Genomic DNA, 17,102 nt, shown 5'->3' on the forward strand with positions numbered 1-17,102 from the left:
ATAACAATCTTTTTACTACACCAAAAAACCTGAGGTCAATTATTTCAAGGACTCCGCAATCATCAAGGCACATTTTTCGCCATCAATTGCTGCAGAAATAATTCCGCCAGCATAACCTGCACCTTCTCCGCAAGGATATAAACCTTTGATTTGCAAATGTTCTAAGGTCATCGGATCTCTCGGAATTCTAACTGGAGATGAAGTTCTACTTTCTGGCGCGTGTAAAATAGCTTCGTTGGTCAAATAACCGCGCATTGATTTTCCAAAATCCTGAAAACCCTGACGCATAATCTGAGTTAGAAATCCTGGAAAAACCTGTCCCAATTCAACAGAAGTAGTTCCCGGCACGTATGAAGTTTTCGGAATATCTGCTGAAACTTTACTCTTAGTGAAATCAATCATTCGCTGTGCTGGAACTTTTTGGGTTTCTCCAGCCAAATGCCAAGCTTTTTGTTCGATACTTTTTTGAAATTCCATTCCAGCTAAAGCTCCGAATTTCGCAAAAGGTTTAAAGTCTTCTAATTTTAATTCGACCACAATTCCTGAATTTGCTGTTGCCTGATCGCGTTTAGATGGCGACCAACCATTTGTAACCACTTCTCCCGGACTTGTCGCACAAGGCGCAATTACACCTCCCGGACACATACAGAAAGAGTACATTCCGCGACCGTTAACTTGCTTTACGATAGAATATGGCGCTGGCGGCAAATGTTCGCCACGGAAATCACAGCTGTATTGAATACTGTCGATTAATTCCTGTGAATGTTCCGCACGAACTCCCAAAGCAAAAGGTTTTGCTTCTATTAGAATTTTCTTTTTATCTAATAATTCAAAAATATCACGAGCCGAATGTCCTGTGGCCAAGATCAATTTATTGGCGTGAATTTTATCTCCGTTTTGGGTTACGATTCCTTCAACTTCATTATTCTTTACTAGAATATCGCTTACGCGAGTTTCGAACAAAACCTGTCCGCCAAATTCTCTGATTTTATTTCTAATATCTTCAATGATTTTCGGCAATTTATTGGTTCCGATATGCGGGTGCGCTTCTACCAAAATATCTTCAGAAGCTCCAAAAGCCACTAAAAGTTCTAAAATTCGAGTTACATCGCCACGCTTTTTAGAACGGGTATATAATTTTCCATCAGAATAGGTTCCTGCTCCACCTTCACCAAAACAGTAATTAGAATCTTCATTTACAATATGCTCGCGGTTTATCGCTTTCAAGTCACGACGACGTCCTCGAACATCTTTTCCGCGTTCTAAAACAATTGGTTTTAAACCTAATTCAATTAATTGCAATGCTGCAAAAAGTCCAGCTGGACCAGCTCCAACAACAATAACTTCTTGTGCATTGGATACATCCTTATATATAGGAAGTTCAAGTTTAGTTTCCTGGAAAGGTTCACCTTTTAAATAAATAAGAACTTTCAAATTGATTTTAATCGCCTTCTGACGTGCATCAATAGAGCGTTTTAAAATTGAAACATGCTGAATTTCTTGAGCAGAAACTTTAATCTGCTTAGACAAATAGTCTTTTAGCAATGATTCGTTTGCAGCAATTTCTGGTGTAACTTGAAGTAAAAGTTCTTTAGGCATTTTGTATTTTTTATTCTATTAGCTTTTCTTTTTACGAAAAGAACATGCAAAAGTACTATTTTGAAATGAGATTTTATATTTACTGTAAAATTTGCATGCAGATTTTCAGCACAAAGAATATCGTAGAGACGCACTGCAGTGCGTCTACGCAACGAATATCTACAACTAATCTACAAATACGTTAGACGCACTGCAGTGCGCCTCTACAGAAAAAACTTTGCGTCCTAGCGTCTTTGCGAGCAAATTGTTTTTTTTCTCTCGCAGATTTTGGGATTTTTTTAACGCAAAGGATATACGTTACGTAGACGCACTGCAGTGCGTCTCTACATGCAACCTTAAAAAAAACCTTTGTACCTTTGCGCCTCAGAACCTTTGCACCTTATAAAAAAATGTCAAGAAAAATAAAACTAATCTGGGATTTCCGTGGACCAGCTTCAGCTAAAACCGCTGAACACCACGAAATTCATTTAAAAGAATATATTGCGATAGAAAAATTGCCTTTAAATATTACAGGATTTAAAATCATAGACGAAATGTACGCCATAGCTTTTATGGTTGTAACCGATGAAAATATGATTCAGGTAAGAGATGCTTTGAAACCACATCGTGGGGAATTGTATGCTGAATAAAATTCCAATATTTTAAATTCCAAATTCCAAGACTGAAATACTTAAAAAATAAAATTCCAAATTCCAAAACTATAGAAGCTTAGAATTTGGATTTTTTTATTTGAAATTCCTCGAAAGGTTGGAATTTGGAATTTAAAATATTGGGATTTAATTTGCTACTTCACTAATAAACTTAATACGCATTAAACGAAGTTCATCAATATCATAGTCGCCATCAAATTCTTTGAGAGCATCCTCGATTTTATCAGATTCCGACTCCATGAAATAATCGTGAATTTCTTCCTGCTGATCGTCATCTAAAATATCATCTAACCAATATTTGATGTTCAGTTTTGTCCCAGAATAAACAATCTGCTCCATTTCTTTAATCAATGCATCCATCGTAAGTCCTTTCGCGGAAGCGATATCATTTAAAGAAAGTTTTCTATCAATATTCTGAATGATGTATAATTTATTGGCAGAATTTACTCCTGTAGATTTTACGACTAAATCGTCTGGGCGAATAATATCGTTGTCCTCAACATATCGGCTGATTAAAGCAACAAATTCGCTTCCGTATTTTTTTGCTTTTCCTTCACCAACACCATGAATATTATATAATTCCTGAATTGTTATTGGATATTTTAAGGCCATATCTTCAATTGAAGGATCTTGGAAAACTACGAATGGAGGAACTCCCAATTTCTTAGCCACTTTTTTACGAAGCTCACGAAGCATTCCAGTTAAAACTTCGTCTGCTGTTCCAGAAGATTTTCCTCCTGTTACAATAGTTTCATCATCGGCTTCAGTGTATTCATGATCTTCAGACATCATAAACGAAACTGGCTTTTTGATAAAATCTAGACCTTCTTTTGTAATTTTTATCACACCATAAGTTTCAATATCTTTTGACAAAAGTCCTGTTACCAAAACTTGTCTCAACAATGCCATCCAATATTTTTCGTCGTGGTCTGAACCAGAACCAAAATAAGGCTGAGTATCTGTTTTATGAGCTTTAATAACCGCATTGATACGACCAATTAAAGTAAACACAATTTCTTTTGATTTGTAAATATGTTTGGTATCACGAACAATTTCAAGCAATTTAACTACTTGATCTTTGGCTTCGACTTTATGTTTCGGGTTACGAACATTGTCGTCCATATCGGCACCTTCTCCTGTTTCGCTGTCAAATTCTTCTCCGAAATAATGAAGAAGGAATTTTCTACGCGACATCGAAGTTTCGGCGTAAGCCACGACTTCTTGCAAAAGTGCAAAACCAATTTCTTGCTCAGCAACTGGTTTTCCAGACATAAATTTCTCCAACTTTTCTACATCTTTATAAGAGTAATACGCTAGACAATGCCCTTCTCCACCATCACGCCCTGCACGACCCGTTTCCTGATAGTAACTTTCAAGCGATTTTGGAATATCGTGGTGAATTACAAAACGAACATCTGGTTTATCAATTCCCATTCCGAATGCGATTGTTGCCACAACAACATCGACATCTTCCATCAAGAACATATCCTGATGTTTCGCCCGTGTTTTCGCATCCAAACCTGCATGATAAGGAACAGCACTGATTCCGTTTACTTGCAAAACTTCGGCAATCGATTCTACCTTTTTACGGCTTAAGCAGTAAATAATCCCAGATTTGCCTTTATGCTGTTTTATAAATCGAATAATATCCGACTCGATGTTTTTTGTTTTTGTTCGAACTTCATAGTATAAGTTCGGTCTGTTGAACGATGCTTTAAAAGTATTTGCATCGGCCATATCAAGGTTTTTCAGAATATCTTCCTGAACCTTTGGTGTTGCGGTTGCGGTAAGTCCAATAATTGGCACTTTCCCCAACTGCTTGATTATATTTCTCAGATTTCTATACTCTGGTCTAAAATCATGTCCCCATTCTGAGATACAGTGTGCCTCATCAATGGCTACAAAAGAAATAGGCACGCTTTGTAAAAAGGCTACATATTCTTCTTTTGTTAGTGATTCTGGGGCTACATACAAAAGTTTGGTCAATCCAGAACTAATATCTTTTTTGACCTGAGCAATTTCTGTTTTGGTTAGAGAGGAGTTTAATACATGTGCAATTCCATTTTCAGACGAAAGGCTTCGAATTGCGTCAACCTGGTTTTTCATCAAAGCAATTAAAGGAGAAACAACAATTGCTGTTCCTTCTTGAATTAAAGCTGGCAGCTGATAGCAAAGAGATTTTCCTCCACCAGTCGGCATTATTACGAATGTATTCTTCTCATCTAAAATACTCGTAATGACTTGCTCTTGCAAGCCTTTAAATTGGCTAAAGCCGAAATACTTCTTTAATTCTTTATGTATTTCAATTTCATTTGAATTCATTCTCTATATTAATGGTATTTTGTATAAATTTGCAACACATAAAGATACAACTTTCTTTTATACATACAAATTTTAAATATTCTGTTTTGATCACAAAAGAAAATATATTGGCGATCGCCAAGAAAACAATACTCTCTGAAAGTGAAGCAATTACAAAACTAATTGATTTTTTGGACGAAAATTTTTACGAAGCTGTCCAACGCATATACGAATCTAAAGGCCGTCTCATCGTTACAGGAATTGGAAAAAGCGCCATTATTGCTCAAAAAATGGTGGCAACTTTTAACTCAACTGGAACTCCTTCTATGTTTTTGCATGCAGCAGAAGCTATTCACGGTGATTTAGGAATGATCCAAAATGATGATGTCATTATCTGCATTTCTAAAAGCGGGAATAGCCCAGAAATTAAAGTGCTTGTTCCTTTATTAAAAAGATTTGGAAATACTTTGATTGCCATTACAGGAAATACAACTTCATTTTTGGCAAAAGGCTCTGATTTGGTTTTAAATACAACTGTTGACACAGAAGCCTGCCCTATCAATTTAGCTCCTACAAATAGTACGACGGCTCAACTTGTAATGGGCGATGCATTGGCTGTTTGCTTAATGGAAATGCGTGATTTTAAACCAGAAGATTTTGCGGTTTATCACCCGGGAGGCGCTTTAGGGAAAAAATTACTGCTTCGAGTAAAAGACATGATCGAGCATTCATTAAAACCAGCTGTCACTCCAGAAACTTCTATCAAAAAAGCAATTTTTGAAATCTCTGAAAAAAGATTGGGAGTTACTGCAGTAATTGAAGACAATAAAATTGTTGGAATTATTACCGATGGAGACATCCGAAGAATGCTAAACGACGTAGATAGTATTGCGGACTTAACTGCAAAGGATATTATGTCAAAAAATCCAAAAGTAGTTTCGTCTGAAACTATGGCTGTTGATGCTTTAAATATTTTAGAAGACTTTTCGATTACACAATTGATTGTTGCGGATAACGGAGAATATAAAGGAGTTTTACATTTACATGACATTTTAAAAGAAGGAATCGTATAATGGCAAAGAAAAATCTTGGCGAAATGTCATTTTTAGATCATCTTGAAGAACTAAGATGGTTATTGGTTAGAAGTACACTTGCAACAATCATAATGGCAATTGTAACTTATTTTATTAGTGATTATTTATTTGATCAAATTATTTTAGGTCCGATTAGACCAACATTCTTTACGTATGTTTGGTTTTGCGACTTATCTCATTCATTAGGCTTTGCTGATAGCATCTGTATTACAGAACTGAATTTCATTATTCAAAATACTGAAATGGAAGGCCAGGTAAATATTTTTGTCTGGATGTGTCTTTTGGCAGGTTTCATCTTGAGTTTTCCTTATATTTTATGGGAAATCTGGAAGTTTATCAGTCCTGCACTTTATGAGAAAGAAAGAAAGAATGCGAAATTATTCATCTTTGTTTCATCTTTGCTTTTCTTCTTAGGAGTATTGTTTGGATACTTTGTTGTAATTCCGATGTCGGTAAATTTCGTAGCGACTTTTTCTGTGAGTGATGTAGTAAAGAATCAGTTTACTCTAGAATCTTATATGGGAATGGTTAAAACGAGTATTCTTGGAAGTGCTATCTTTTTTGAACTTCCAATTGCTATTTATTTCTTAACAAAATTAGGATTAGTAACTCCTGAATTCTTAAGAAAATATTGGAAATACGCTGTTGTAATTATTCTAATCATCGCTGCGATTGTAACACCGCCAGACGTTGTGAGTCAGACCATTGTTGCCATTCCGATGTTGCTTATTTACGAAGTTAGTATTCTAATTTCGAAGATTGTTTATAAAAATAAATTAAAAGAAAATGTCTGATATAGTTCAAGAATTTAACGACTATCGTTCTAGAATGAACGAAAAACTGCTTGCTGACAACAACAAAATTGTAAAGCGAATTTTTAATCTTGACACCAATGCGTATGCAGAAGGCGCTCTTGATGTAAAAACAAAAGAATTACTTGGTTTAGTTGCATCGACTGTTTTAAGATGTGACGACTGTGTAAAATACCATTTAGAAACTAGCTATAAAGAAGGTGTTTCTAAAGAAGAAATGATGGAAGCCATGGGAATTGCTACTCTTGTTGGAGGAACAATTGTGATTCCTCATTTAAGAAGAGCTTACGAATTCTGGGAAGCACTGGAAGAGCAAGGCAAATAATTAGAAAATGTGTCAATTTAATGATTAGATAATTTCTCTTGAAATACGCTAATTATTTAATTTTGAAATACAAGTTCTAAGTTTTGAAAACGCAATAATTTGTTAATTGATTCATTCTATTGAATATTTTACATTTATTTTGCCTTTCAAATCAAATTATAAAATTGATTATGATTTAGTTTTTTTAATTATCTCATTTTCAAATTATCTAATTTTCACATTAAACAAATGAAGCTAAGAGCCGATAATTTAATCAAAACCTATAAAGGACGAAGCGTTGTAAAAGGAATTTCTGTTGAAGTAAATCAAGGCGAAATTGTAGGGCTTTTGGGACCAAATGGAGCTGGAAAAACAACATCATTCTATATGATTGTAGGATTGGTAAAACCAAATCGAGGAAATATTTTTCTTGATGATTTAAATATTACCGATTATCCAATGTACAAACGTGCTCAACAGGGCATTGGTTATTTGGCACAAGAAGCTTCTGTTTTTAGAAAATTAAGTATTGAAGACAATATCTTGAGCGTTTTACAATTGACAAAACTTTCTAAAGAAGCTCAAATTGCTAAAATGGAAAGCTTAATTGAAGAATTCAGTTTAGAGCATATTCGCACCAACCGAGGCGATTTACTTTCTGGAGGTGAGCGTCGTCGTACAGAAATTGCTCGAGCATTGGCAACCGATCCAAAATTTATTTTATTAGATGAGCCTTTTGCAGGAGTTGACCCAGTTGCGGTAGAAGATATTCAGCGAATTGTAGCGCAATTAAAAAACAAAAACATCGGAATCTTAATTACCGATCACAACGTTCAAGAAACATTAGCCATAACTGATAAAACATACTTAATGTTTGAAGGAGGAATTCTAAAAGCTGGAGTTCCAGAAGAACTGGTAGAAGACGAAATGGTTCGTCGTGTTTATCTTGGACAAAACTTCGAGCTTCGTAAGAAGAAATTGGAATTTTAGAAAAAAGTATTCAGTCGCAGTCTCAGTTTACAGTCTCAATAGAAACTGAAAACTGTGACCGTCACTGCAAACTAATTTAAAATGAAATCAGAAAAACCAACTCAGGAAGATTACGATAATTGGCACAAAGATCCAAAGAATTGGTATTTCTTCAACACCTGTTATTATAATCCAAAAGACAAAAGATTACTTCCTCCCAAAAAGATTCAATGGATGGGTTATACTATAAATTTTGCCAATCCGTATTCTGTAATGCTTCTGTTACCTTTTATAATAATTGTTATTTTGGTTTTATCAAATACTCTCTGAAAACTGAAGGCTTTTATTCCACTGTAATAAAATGCAATTGTTCTAAATCGCCGTTGTAAATATTAACATCAACGCGATGTTTGATTCCTGGCAGAGAAGCTTTTTCTGTAAACTGCCAAAACAACCAGTCATCTTCGATTTTTTCTCTGTAGAAATTATAATTGGCAATCCAGAACAAATAATCTCCGAATTCTTCTTTTAAAAAATCAGAATAATATCTTTCTCCTGAATAAATTATGGGACGAACTTGATAATGCTTTTCCACTTTATTCAACCAACGTTTCAATCCTTTTTTCAAACTGTCTAGAGGCTGATTTTTAGGTAATTTTTCGATATCCAAAACAGGCGGAAGATCTCCTTTCTGTAATTTTACTGTTTTGATAAAAAGATCAGCTTGTTCAATAGAATTCTCATTTGGACGATAATAATGATAGGCGCCACGCATTATTTTATTTTCTTTTGCACCTTCCCAGTTTCTTTTGAATTGTCTATCGACACGATCATTTCCTGCCGTTGCACGAATAAACACAAATTGAACGGGATATTTTTCATCTAAGATTTCAACTTCTTCCCAATCTACTTTTCCTTGAAATTCAGATACGTCAATTCCAATTACTTTTCCTTTATGATTCTCTAAAACACGAATATTTCGAACGTCAGAAAGATGTTTATCTACCTCATCTTCATCTAAAACCTTTTCTGTTTTAAAACCTAAATAATAAGCAAGTCCTTTGCGATAATGATAAATTATCCCAATGAATAAAAGTCCGAAAAAAATCAATAAAAGTCCCCGAAAAAGTCTGCTCAGAAAAGATCTTCCTGCTGGTTTTCTTGAATATGTTTTACGATAAGTCGTTTTTCTTGCCATTCAACAGAATTACTTTTTCAAAAAAAGATTATTGATAACTGACAATAATACATAAAAAACAATAATCAACGGAATCGCGATATATTGAAGTAAAACAATCATTAATACAGAGACAATTAAAAATACAATTTGAAGTGTGTTTCCTTTAAAACTAATTTTTTTAACCTTTAAAGAAAACAAAGGAATTTCAGCATTCATGATATAAGCACTACACAAACTAATAACCAATAAAATCCATTGATTAGTTAATAATTCAAGAACAAGAAGTGATGATTCTGCATACATATCTAGAACTACTTGCAAACTAATAATAAAAATGGCATTTGCAGGAGTTGGCAAACCAATAAATGAATCTGTCTGACGTGTGTCAATATTAAAGTTGGCTAATCTGTAACAAGCACCTAAAGTTATAATAAATCCTAAAAAGGGAACAATTGCTTGATTTCCTAATTGATCACCCCCTCTTGCGAACATACTATACATTACATAACCTGGGACAACACCGCTTGTCACCATATCTGCTAGAGAATCTAATTGTAATCCAAGTGGGCCCGCAACTTTAAATAATCTGGCAAAAAAACCATCAAAGAAATCAAAAAAGATTCCTAAGCAAACCATATAAAAAGCCATTAAAAAATCCCCCTTAGAGACAAAGACGATTGCGACACAGCCGCAGAAAAGATTAATTAATGTAATTAGATTTGGTATATGCTTTTTAATATTCATAGCTTAAAAATTTGATAATGGTAGAGAACAAATTTAGTATAATAACTCGATCAAAAACGAGTTTTTTCGAGAGTTTTTTATTTCTAAGTTCGACTTTGGGAATATTTAAGCATAGGAACTCATTAGATGATTAAAATATTATATTTTTGATAAAAATTTAAAACAGGCCTCGATCTGCAAAAACATATACGTTGAAGAAATATTTATTGTTTTTATTCTTTTGGAGTTGTACTTTTCAGTATGCACAAACCGTTCGTAAATACTCGAATGAATTTATGAATATTGGGGTCGATGCCGCTGCTCTTGGAATGGCGAGTGCCGTAACTGCTTCTTCAAATGATGTAAATGCCGTTTACTGGAATCCCGCAGGTTTGACGCATCTCGAAGATCATCAAATTGCTCTGATGCACGCCAGCTACTTTGCCAATATTGCACAATACGATTACATAGGTTACGCAAGTCCAATTGACGACAGAAGCGCGTGGGGAATTTCGATGATTCGTTTTGGAGTAGACGACATCATGGACACGACACAATTAATCGATAACCAAGGAAATATAGATTATAATAGAATCAGTCTCTTTTCTACGGCAGATTATGGTTTTACTTTTTCTTATGCGCGAAAACTGCCTGTTGACGGATTTCAATATGGAGTAAATGCAAAAGTTATTCGTAGAATAATTGGAAAATTTGCCAATTCATGGGGTTTTGGATTTGATATCGGACTTCAGTTTGAAAGAAATGACTGGAAGTTTGGTTTAATGCTTCGCGACATCACTACAACTTATAATGTCTGGAATATTGATGAAAAAGAATATGAAAAAATCGCCAATGCTATTCCAGGAGAAAACAATACTTTGCCAGAAAGTACAGAGATAACATTGCCAAAAGCACAATTGGGAGTTTCAAAACGATTTGATTTTCATAATGAATGCAGTCTTGTTACCTCAGCAAATTTAAACATGCGATTTGAACAGACAAATGATATTATTTCTTCAAAAGCTATAAGTATAGACCCAGCTCTAGGGTTTGAGTTTGGTTATACCGATTTGGTTTTTGTGCGGGCTGGTGCAGGAAACTTTCAGAATGTAATGCAGCTGGATAATACTGAAAAAGTAAATTTTCAGCCTAACATTGGTTTAGGATTTAGATATAAAGGCATACAAATTGATTATGCTTTGACCGATTTAGGAAACCAAAGCACTGCATTGTATTCTAATATTTTTTCGTTAAAAGTAGATTTGGGTATCTTTAGATAATTAGAAATCATAAAACATTTAAAATTTTAAATCATGAAAACTGTCATGTTCAAAAAAGCACTTTTTATTTTATTATTCTTATCAAGTTTTATTGGTTTCAGCCAAAATTTAGCTTTATCGAAAGATGCTAAAATAAGCGTTTTGACATGCGGGCTTGGAAACGAAACGTATTCTTATTTTGGACATACGGCTGTTCGTGTATTTGATCCATCAAATAATATTGATCTCGTTTATAATTATGGCGCATTTGATTTTAGAACACCTAATTTCGTTGCCAAATTCGCGAAAGGCGATTTACAATATTTTATTATTACTCATCCTTTTTCTGATTTTATAAGTGAATATAGTAATGATAAACGAAGTGTTTATGAACAAGAACTTCTAGTTTCTCTTCCTTTAAAACAAAAAATATTCGACAATCTGAATCATTCTTTATTTTCTGAAGAAAGATATTATACTTATAAATTCATAGATAAAAACTGCACTTCGATGGTTGTTGATGTTATTAATAAATCACTAAATCAAAATGCAATAACTAAAAAAGGAGACACAGATAAAACCTACCGTTCTATCCTATTTCCTTATTTTGACGGGCATTTTTATGATAAATTAGGAACAAGCATTATTTTTGGAACTAAAGTAGATCAAATGGGTACCAAAATTTTTCTCCCATTTGAATTGAAAAACAGTTTAGATAAAACCACTTTCCAAAATAAACCTCTTGCAGCTAAAAGCAAAACGCTATTAGAGTTTACAAAAGAAACACCGAAATCTTGGTGGAATAATATCTATACGTATCTTTTTATTCTACTTTTTGTAATCTTTGCCAGAAACAAAACAATCGATAAAATCTATTTTGTGATTTTATCTTTAATTGGAATATTCTTCGTGATTATGGGATTTTATTCATTCCACCAAGAGCTGGCGATGAATTATAACGTATTACTTTTTAGTCCGCTTTTATTGGTTCTAGTTTTGTTTTCAATCTTCAAGAACAAACTATGGACTTATAGATTTTCGCTAATCAACTTTATAATGCTTGTGATTTACTTCTTGTTTTTAATCAATAAAGCACATTTCTTTATCACTTTACCATTGATCATTACAAGCGGAGTGGTTTTAGTGCGAACCGCAATTCGCAACAAAAAACCAATTCCGATTATAATCTAATTTTTTTACTGACCTCTGTAGAATAAAACCGTAGTAATGGTTTTGAAAGTAATACTTAGGTCGAGAAATATACTTCTATGTTTAATGTAATACAAATCGTACTGAAGTTTTATCAAACTTTCGTCGATTGATTCTCCATAAGAATAATTAACCTGCGCCCATCCAGTGAGTCCAGGTTTAATTACGTGACGCGTTTCATAAAAAGGCATTACAGCGGCAATTTCCTCAACAAAAAATGGTCGCTCAGGTCTTGGACCAATTACGCCCATATCTCCTTTTAAAACATTAATAAATTGTGGAAGTTCGTCTATTCTAGACTTTCGCATAAATTTACCAAATGGAGTGACTCTTTTGTCATTATGAGTTGCAAAAACAGCTCCGTTTGCCTCTGAATTCTCGGTCATAGTTCTAAACTTGTAAATTTTGAAAATAACTCCATTTTTCCCCACTCTTTCTTGAGTATAGAAAAGACTTCCTTTATTGGCAAAAAGGTTGCACGTAAAAATTATCGGGATAAAAACTAAGCTCATTAAAAGCCCTAAAACAGAAAATATAAGCTCTATAAGACGAACGAAAAACAAATAGAGTTTGTTGCTATTGCTTCTGCTAAAAGGGAAAAATCTATAAAAATCTCTTTCTATGTAATGAACAGGAATTCGCTGTGTTTTACTTTCGTAAACTTGAGTATACTCACGTATAATATTTCCTTTTTCTAATAAATGAAGCAATTGCTGATACAAATCGGGAGTAATTCCATCTGTTTTCTGAGAAGCAATTACAATTTCTGAGACATAATGTGTAGACACGAAACGTTCTAAATCTTCCTTCTTTATTTCGCTTACATAATGAAAATCTAAATTTTCATCTGCAACAGAATCGGAATTAACAAAACCAACAATTTTATAATGCGGATCTACATTTTCCAGTCCTAAAACTAATTCTTCTACTTCACTCTGATCACATATCAAAACAACATTTTGCGAGAAACGATGAGAGGCCAAGAAATAACAATAAAACAAACGCCATAAAAGCAATGTAATTAATATTGTAAAATAAAATATTACTATTACTAATCTTTGTTTGGGCAGCAAAGGGGAAAGAACTGGCGTTAACAAATAAGCTAAAACCGTTGCAGTAGCTGTAAAAACAACATTCTGCAGAATCTGAAGATGATTGCTTGCTACTTGTAAATTATAGATTTCGAATATTACACCAAAAGCATAAAGATAGCTGACTAATAAAAGTATACTTAGGGAGCTACTTAAATTAAAGGTGAAATAATGATAATCAAAGATTGCGCTTAATAGATATAAAGCAAATAAAATAAAAAGAGCATCGAAAGTAAGGAGCAGTATCTTCCTCTCCGAAATTTCGAAATGCATTTTCTTTTTTGACAACATCACTTGTAGGTTTTAATTTGGTTAGGGCAAAGCAAATGTATCGTAAAAAAATATAACTAATCTATTAATTTTCTGTTTCTTCAGGAATTTTTATTTGAACAGAAAGAAGGCATAGTGCATACACAAAAGCTGGAGCAGCCGTTCGCATTGCCGCGTGATTAATTGTTAAAAGCCAAAAGATAAAGAATGATAAAAAATATAAATGCTGTCTATTTTCTATATAAAATACAAAAGGGGTAACTCCAATTATCAACAATGCAAAAATACCCAATAATCCATGTTCGGAAAAAAGTCTAGTTATTTCGTTATGTGAAGCAATTGCTATTCCAAGTTGATCCTCTCTTTTCTCTTTACTAAGTCCCACACCTACCCCTAAAATGGGATTTTCTAAAAAAAGTGCAATATCCGCATCCATTATTTCTTCTCGACCTCCTAACCTATCTTTCTTTTCTCTCCCTAATGCATCTTTATTAGCATATCTTTTCTCTATAAGGCCTTTTGTTTGAAAAGAACTATATCCCCAAATAGCAGTTCCTAAAGCGATTGTTAAAACAAAAACTAGAGTAAATTTGCTTCTACCTTTTGAATTTGAATAGTAATACAATAAAAGTAAAAGACAAATAATCATTATTACACCAGTAATAATTCCTCCTCTCGAAAAGGTCACAATCCCTCTATAACTTACGAAAACTAACAGTCCTCCATTTATTAATAATTCTATTTTAGATTTTGAAAACAGAATTACTTGCGTAAAGAAAACAAACATTCCTAATCCCAATATTGTAGACACTTGATTTGGTCCAAAACCACCAGAGGTTTCAAAATTTGACTGAGTTCCCGTTACAACATCTTGTATATTCGGAGTATAAAGAAACAAATATACAGTTGTAGAAATAATAGGAAATCCCATAATTACTAATAACTTTTGAATACTCTCGAAAGTAATTTTTCTCCCAAATGTATATATTGAGCATATTCCCAAACATATTGGTCCTGACAAATTAAAAAATAAAACTTTTTTAACATCTGTTCCTGCATTCTGATAATTGGCAGTAATAAGAATAGAAGGAACCAAGAGCACGAAAAAAAACAAATAAATTAATGCGCTTTTTGAGAAATTACTATATATCATACCAAGGAGCATAAAACCTATAACACAAAATTTTGCGTATTCATTATTAAAATTCCCTCCTGTCATGCGAAGAAATACCTCAGCACCTACTAAATATGCGCTAACAAAAAGTACTTCGTTATTTCTGTTTTTGTTTCTAATGATTACAATAACGCCTATTAAAACAATTAATAGCGCATATATTTTTGAAAAAAAAGGAATAACAAAAATAATTAATGCTAACAATGCATGAAAAACGATTATGGGTAAATAACTAAGTTTTGTGTTTTTCATTATAAAATATTTACTTTGTAATAGTAGTTAAAGATTTTAACCATATTAAGTACTCTTTTAAAATTAATTTTTCACCAAAATTTTCATTTACATAAAAATTCAATTGGTTTCCTAATGATTTACGGACATGTTTATTCTCAATCAATATTTGAATTGAATCTACAAATTGGCTTAAATTATTTGAATCAATTACCAAACCTTCTTTAGATGAGGGAATGACTTTTAAAATTTCACCAACATTGGTTGCCACAACAGGTAAATTTGCTAATCCATATTCTAAAGCAGCCAAAGGAAGTCCTTCTGAAAGAGAGGTTAAAACTGCTATTTCACTCTGTTTTAACAATTCCTGAACATTATTTACTGCTCCATAAAAAAATATAACTTCATTAAGCCCTAGCTCTTTTACTTTTTTTAATAAATTTTCGCTGTAAGCATCATTAAATTTTTTACCGACCAAATGGAAAGTCCAATCCGGAAACTTTTTATGGATTTCTAATGCGCCATTAATGAGTAGTTCATGATTTTTTTGAGGGCGTAAATTTGCAACACAGATTATCCTGTAGCCATCTTTTCCTTTTAACTTAAAACTACTTAAAGAAGCATTTGGCTCTATTATAAAATTGGGAAAATACTTAGTATTTGAACAATTTAAATAGTTCTGAGCCCATTTTTTTAAAGCATCGTTTACAGAAATAATTCCTAAAAAGAAAAAAGATGAAAATTTTAACGCCAAATTTTTTCTTGATGAAAGATCCTGCGAAATTCCATAGTGGTCATGCCAGATTATTTTAATTCTAGGCATCGTTAATTTAACTAAAACCGCGATAAAGAAAGAAGAACTATGCGCATGAATTAACTGAACTTTATTCTTCTTGAGATAATTTCTTAATCTAAAAATTGCATTTAAATCAAGAACCGATTTTTTTCCCAGAAATGAATATGCGACTTTTTGATTTAAATGGTCTAAAAGTAAGCCTTCACTCCTTGTTGCAATTAATCCCGAAAATTCAATTCTATCTGCAAGTGAATTTGCATAATTTACAGCCATACGCTCTGCACCACCAACTTCTAATGAATCTATAATTTGTACAATTCTCATTTTATCAGCAATTTTGCAATTTCTTTTTCAAAAACATCTGTGGTGAAATTGCGTGACCATTCCATAGCCATTTCGCTTTTCTTTAAAAAATCATTTTGGTTCACTATTAAATTCTCTATCTGCTTAGCATCTTTATCCAAATCAATTTCTAGTAAAACGCCTCGTTTGCAATAATCTAACATATATGGAACACATGAGACTTTTGTCGCAATTGGAACACATCCCCAAAACATTCCCTCTGCTACAGCTTTAGGCCAACCTTCACTTTTTGAAGGCAAAATTACAAAATGACTATTTTTATAGGCATTTTTCAAAATTTCCCTATTATTATTTCCTCTTAAAAAAACACAGCTTTCCAATTTATTCATTCGAATATAATTTTCTAGAGAATTTCTTTCTACACCCTCTCCATATAAATCTAATGTTGCGCTGTGACCTTTCATTACCAATTTTTCAACTAATTTAATGCCATATAGAGGATTTTTGCCTGAAACCAAGCTTCCAACAAAAATGAACTTAATTCCATTCTTAAAGTCCGTTTTTTCAATATTTTCTTTTTCAGATTCTGAATAAGTTGCTGTGAAAAATGATTTTATATTTTTTGATTGATTTTCCCAATCGCCATATACCAAAACCTGCATATTTCTTGTTAGAAAAGCATTATTAAGAATCCATTTTTGTATTTTATAAGACCATGGCTGTTTACTTTTAGAATCCCAATTTCCAGCATATTTTGCTGTTTTAATTTTATTTGGAAAAAGAATCTGAACAAAACAACCTATTAACCCCATATTTCCTGGGCATCTTAAATGAATATGATTTGCTCCTTTCATTGCCCAAAATATCTTCCAAAAAATCAACGGCAACTTTAATATAGTTAGAATAATTTCTCTTACGCCTGTTAAATTAAAGTTTGGAACTTTTCTGAAACTAATATTAGAATGATTGTAATCTAAATCTATAGCAGTTGAGTTTCCTGTTAATAAAGGAGCAACCACTATAATTTCATCTACAAATTTCAACCAAATGTTCATTTCGCCAATATATGGTCCATAACCAAAATATTGATCATTTTTATGAATATGATTGACATGTGTTACTATTAAAAAATTCATT

General features: G+C 32.9%; 16 protein-coding genes. 8 read left to right on the top strand and 8 right to left on the bottom strand.

The window, feature by feature from the left end; genetic code table 11:
* Positions 1-39 precede the first annotated feature (39 nt).
* Complete coding sequence (locus DMB71_RS05310) at positions 40-1,599, bottom strand: NAD(P)/FAD-dependent oxidoreductase (protein WP_111364300.1); 1,560 nt, start codon at positions 1,597-1,599, stop codon at positions 40-42.
* 389 nt (positions 1,600-1,988) lie between these two features.
* Here DMB71_RS05310 and DMB71_RS05315 point away from each other — a divergent pair, with 389 nt between their 5' ends.
* Positions 1,989-2,228, top strand: coding sequence for a hypothetical protein (locus DMB71_RS05315; protein ID WP_111364302.1), 240 nt, complete (start codon positions 1,989-1,991; stop codon positions 2,226-2,228).
* Positions 2,229-2,375: 147 nt separating this feature from the next.
* Here DMB71_RS05315 and recQ read toward each other — a convergent pair whose 3' ends face one another.
* The gene (gene recQ, locus DMB71_RS05320; protein ID WP_111364304.1) at positions 2,376-4,571 is read right to left on the bottom strand and encodes a DNA helicase RecQ; all 2,196 of its coding nucleotides are present in this window, start codon (positions 4,569-4,571) and stop codon (positions 2,376-2,378) included.
* 86 nt (positions 4,572-4,657) lie between these two features.
* Here recQ and DMB71_RS05325 point away from each other — a divergent pair, with 86 nt between their 5' ends.
* From DMB71_RS05325 to DMB71_RS05345, 5 genes are all read left to right on the top strand, one after another.
* Positions 4,658-5,623, top strand: a complete 966-nt coding sequence (locus DMB71_RS05325) for a KpsF/GutQ family sugar-phosphate isomerase (RefSeq protein ID WP_162614784.1) — start codon at positions 4,658-4,660, stop codon at positions 5,621-5,623.
* On the top strand, positions 5,623-6,438 hold the full coding sequence (gene tatC, locus DMB71_RS05330; RefSeq protein WP_111364306.1) for a twin-arginine translocase subunit TatC: 816 nt from the start codon (positions 5,623-5,625) through the stop codon (positions 6,436-6,438). The genes DMB71_RS05325 and tatC overlap by 1 nt, the downstream gene beginning before the upstream one ends.
* Positions 6,431-6,781 (top strand): carboxymuconolactone decarboxylase family protein, encoded by a 351-nt coding sequence (locus DMB71_RS05335; protein WP_008464444.1) that lies wholly within the window; start codon positions 6,431-6,433, stop codon positions 6,779-6,781. Before tatC ends, DMB71_RS05335 begins: the two co-directional genes overlap by 8 nt.
* Before the next feature lie 228 nt (positions 6,782-7,009).
* A complete protein-coding gene (gene lptB / locus DMB71_RS05340; protein ID WP_111364308.1) occupies positions 7,010-7,750 on the top strand; it encodes an LPS export ABC transporter ATP-binding protein in 741 nt (246 codons plus the stop codon).
* 81 nt (positions 7,751-7,831) lie between these two features.
* On the top strand, positions 7,832-8,059 hold the full coding sequence (locus DMB71_RS05345; RefSeq protein WP_008464442.1) for a DUF5808 domain-containing protein: 228 nt from the start codon (positions 7,832-7,834) through the stop codon (positions 8,057-8,059).
* A gap of 13 nt (positions 8,060-8,072) precedes the next feature.
* Here the strand turns inward: DMB71_RS05345 and DMB71_RS05350 are convergent, their stop codons facing one another.
* Positions 8,073-8,927 carry a glycoside hydrolase family 25 protein gene (locus tag DMB71_RS05350; protein WP_111364310.1) on the bottom strand — a complete coding sequence of 285 codons (855 nt, stop codon included), beginning with the start codon at positions 8,925-8,927 and terminating at the stop codon, positions 8,073-8,075.
* A gap of 9 nt (positions 8,928-8,936) precedes the next feature.
* Complete coding sequence (locus DMB71_RS05355) at positions 8,937-9,653, bottom strand: CDP-alcohol phosphatidyltransferase family protein (protein ID WP_111364312.1); 717 nt, start codon at positions 9,651-9,653, stop codon at positions 8,937-8,939.
* 191 nt (positions 9,654-9,844) lie between these two features.
* Between DMB71_RS05355 and DMB71_RS05360 the strand changes: the two genes are divergently transcribed.
* Together DMB71_RS05360 and DMB71_RS05365 are read left to right on the top strand one after the other, a co-directional pair.
* Positions 9,845-10,912 carry a putative type IX sorting system protein PorV2 gene (locus tag DMB71_RS05360; protein ID WP_449528460.1) on the top strand — a complete coding sequence of 356 codons (1,068 nt, stop codon included), beginning with the start codon at positions 9,845-9,847 and terminating at the stop codon, positions 10,910-10,912.
* Between the two features lie 33 nt (positions 10,913-10,945).
* Positions 10,946-12,082 (top strand): lipoprotein N-acyltransferase Lnb domain-containing protein, encoded by a 1,137-nt coding sequence (locus DMB71_RS05365; protein ID WP_111364316.1) that lies wholly within the window; start codon positions 10,946-10,948, stop codon positions 12,080-12,082.
* Between the two features lie 5 nt (positions 12,083-12,087).
* Here DMB71_RS05365 and DMB71_RS05370 read toward each other — a convergent pair whose 3' ends face one another.
* The 4 genes from DMB71_RS05370 to DMB71_RS05385 form a co-directional block, all read right to left on the bottom strand.
* Complete coding sequence (locus DMB71_RS05370; protein WP_111364318.1) at positions 12,088-13,482, bottom strand: sugar transferase; 1,395 nt, start codon at positions 13,480-13,482, stop codon at positions 12,088-12,090.
* 64 nt (positions 13,483-13,546) lie between these two features.
* A complete protein-coding gene (locus DMB71_RS05375; protein ID WP_111364320.1) occupies positions 13,547-14,887 on the bottom strand; it encodes an O-antigen ligase family protein in 1,341 nt (446 codons plus the stop codon).
* Between the two features lie 10 nt (positions 14,888-14,897).
* Positions 14,898-15,986, bottom strand: coding sequence for a glycosyltransferase (locus tag DMB71_RS05380; RefSeq protein WP_111364323.1), 1,089 nt, complete (start codon positions 15,984-15,986; stop codon positions 14,898-14,900).
* Entirely contained in the window at positions 15,983-17,101 is a 1,119-nt protein-coding gene (locus tag DMB71_RS05385) for a glycosyltransferase (protein ID WP_111364325.1), read from the bottom strand. Before DMB71_RS05385 ends, DMB71_RS05380 begins: the two co-directional genes overlap by 4 nt.
* Position 17,102 lies beyond the last annotated feature (1 nt).

It is taken from the genome of Flavobacterium tistrianum, assembly GCF_003254545.1.
Classification (GTDB): domain Bacteria; phylum Bacteroidota; class Bacteroidia; order Flavobacteriales; family Flavobacteriaceae; genus Flavobacterium; species Flavobacterium tistrianum.